The sequence below is a fragment of the Siccirubricoccus deserti genome (assembly GCF_014283215.1).
Lineage (GTDB): Bacteria > Pseudomonadota > Alphaproteobacteria > Acetobacterales > Acetobacteraceae > Siccirubricoccus > Siccirubricoccus deserti.
Genome location: NZ_JACOMF010000190.1, coordinates 1 through 1,987 on the forward strand (window position 1 = coordinate 1; position 1,987 = coordinate 1,987).

Below are 1,987 nucleotides of genomic sequence, written 5' to 3' on the forward strand. Positions count from 1 at the left end.
TATGCACGGGCTACCCAATCCTCTGCTCGGTCGGCCACTCGTGCGCGCCGGAACACTCGGGGTGGCGCACACCCTTCGCTGGGCGTTTCGCTGACCAGAGTGCACGCGGAAGGCTTGGCCGACCTAGAGCATTTTGATATTGCATGGAATCGCGGGTTCTGATTCGACGCTGGTGATGCAGCGTCGAGGCGATGATGACGGCACCCTTGTCTGCGGACCTCCGGCGGCGGCTGGTTCGCGCGGTTGAGGCTGGCAGTTCGGCGCGGGAGGCGGCGCGGCGCTTCGAGGTGAGTCCCTCCGCCGCGATCAAGCTGATGCAGCGGGTGCGGAAGACGGGCAGTGCCGCGCGACGGGTTCAGTCGAACTTTGGTGGTCTCGGGAAAGATTGCTGCGCCAGCCACCTTGCAGCTACTGACCGCCCGATGTGGGTCTGACCAAGCCAAAACTGCTCTAAGGAACCCGCCATGCTGACCGTCCACCATCTCGGGAAATCGCAATCCGAAAGGATCGTCTGGCTCTGCGAGGAGCTCGAGATCCCTTACGCGCTGCAGCGCTACACTCGCGATCCCGTTACGATACTCTCCCCGCCGGAGCTTCGGGCACTCAGCCCGACCTGGGCCGCGCCGGTCATCACCGAAGGCGATCTGGTACTGGCGGAATCAGGGGCGATCGTTGAGTACATCATCGCCAAGCATGGTGGCGGCCGTCTCGCCCTCGGTCCGGACCACCCGGACTTCGCCAGCTACCTGTATTGGCTACACTTCGCCAACGGCACGCTGCAGCCAGCGATGGGGCGCAACATGATCCTCGGCCGGCTGAACCTGGCGGCTGACAACCCGGTCCTGCTGGCCACGCGGGGACGGCTCGAGCGCGCGCTGGGCTTGGTCGAGGCAAGGCTGGGGAAGGTCGAGTTCCTGGCGGGGAGCGAGTTCACCGCGGCGGACATCATGCCCGTCTTTTCCCTCACTACCATGCGCTACTTCATGTCGGTGGATCTGGCGCCGTATCCCAACATCCTGGCCTACCTGCAGCGCATCGCTCAGCGCCCGGCCTATCAGCGCGCCATGGAGAAGGGGGATCCGGGAATGCCGCTGCTGCTCACCTGAGCGTCACGGGGCGGCGTAGCCCTGCAGATTGGCGAACACGACGCTGCCGGCGGAGGCACCCTGAACGGCCTGCGCTGTACCGCCTTCTGGCCGGTATCGAGCGCGGCGTCATCGCGCAGGTCCGAAAGCTGCTGCGCCAGCCGGGAGTGGGGCTTGGAGCTTGGGGCTTAGCGCGCGGCACGGGCCTCGGCGCCGGACATGGCGGCGCTTGAGCTCTGGGTCTGCCTCTTCCTCGCATGCCGGCGCCAGAGGTTTGCCGGCATCGAGCCGGGCCCAGAGGCGACGGCGTAGCTCGAGGCGCTCTGCACCGAGCTGCGCACCCAACTCGCCCGGGCGGGCAGGGGCTGATGCCGCCGGACTCACCCGGGAGGACGCGGCGGCGGCGCAGGAGTACCCACACATCGCCGCGTCCGCTCAGCTCTCGCCCGAGGGATCCTCGGGCAGTAGCCCCTGGCGGCGCATGTGCTCCTGCACAGACCGTTCCCATTCCTCCGGGTCGGTGGCCATCCCCGGCACCACAAGCATGCCGCCGCTCCGGGCACTCGCCCCGTCAGCGGGCGGCGCAAGGAGGCCCTGCTCCCGCGCCAGCGCAATCGCCTGGCCCATGGCCCGCGCGTCGCCGCGAAGGGCGCGCGCCATCAGGGCCTGCAGCATGGCCTCGCTGAGGTGGTCCCCGGATTTCGGACAGGTGGGTAAGCTCGGTTCGCCTGTGAGAAGGACGGACCCGGATGACGGGCAAGCGGACGCGGTATTTGGCGGATTTCAAGGCGAAGGTTGCTTTGGAAGCGCTGCGGGGTGAGTTGACGACGGCGCAGCTGGCGGCCAAGCACGGCATTCACCAGACCATGGTGGGCGAGTGGAAGCGACAGGCCATGGAGGGG

At 67.6% G+C, this 1,987-nt stretch carries 3 protein-coding genes and 1 pseudogene; 3 read left to right on the plus strand and 1 reads right to left on the minus strand.

Features of this window, described 5'->3' with window-relative positions; translation table 11 throughout:
* Positions 1 to 194: 194 nt before the first annotated feature.
* A pseudogene (locus H7965_RS31570) lies at positions 195 to 311 on the plus strand (IS630 family transposase); the annotation flags it as partial.
* Positions 312 to 464: 153 nt separating this feature from the next.
* Positions 465 to 1,106: a glutathione S-transferase family protein gene (locus tag H7965_RS29650; RefSeq protein ID WP_186774065.1), complete on the plus strand. Its 642-nt coding sequence runs from the start codon at positions 465 to 467 to the stop codon at positions 1,104 to 1,106.
* Between the two features lie 414 nt (positions 1,107 to 1,520).
* Here the strand turns inward: H7965_RS29650 and H7965_RS29655 are convergent, their stop codons facing one another.
* The gene (locus tag H7965_RS29655; RefSeq protein WP_186774066.1) at positions 1,521 to 1,760 is read right to left on the minus strand and encodes a hypothetical protein; all 240 of its coding nucleotides are present in this window, start codon (positions 1,758 to 1,760) and stop codon (positions 1,521 to 1,523) included.
* Positions 1,761 to 1,834: 74 nt separating this feature from the next.
* On the opposite strand from H7965_RS29655, the gene H7965_RS29660 reads away from it, so the two are divergent.
* Positions 1,835 to 1,987 (plus strand): transposase (locus H7965_RS29660; RefSeq protein ID WP_186773716.1); only part of this gene is annotated, 153 nt, incomplete at its 3' end.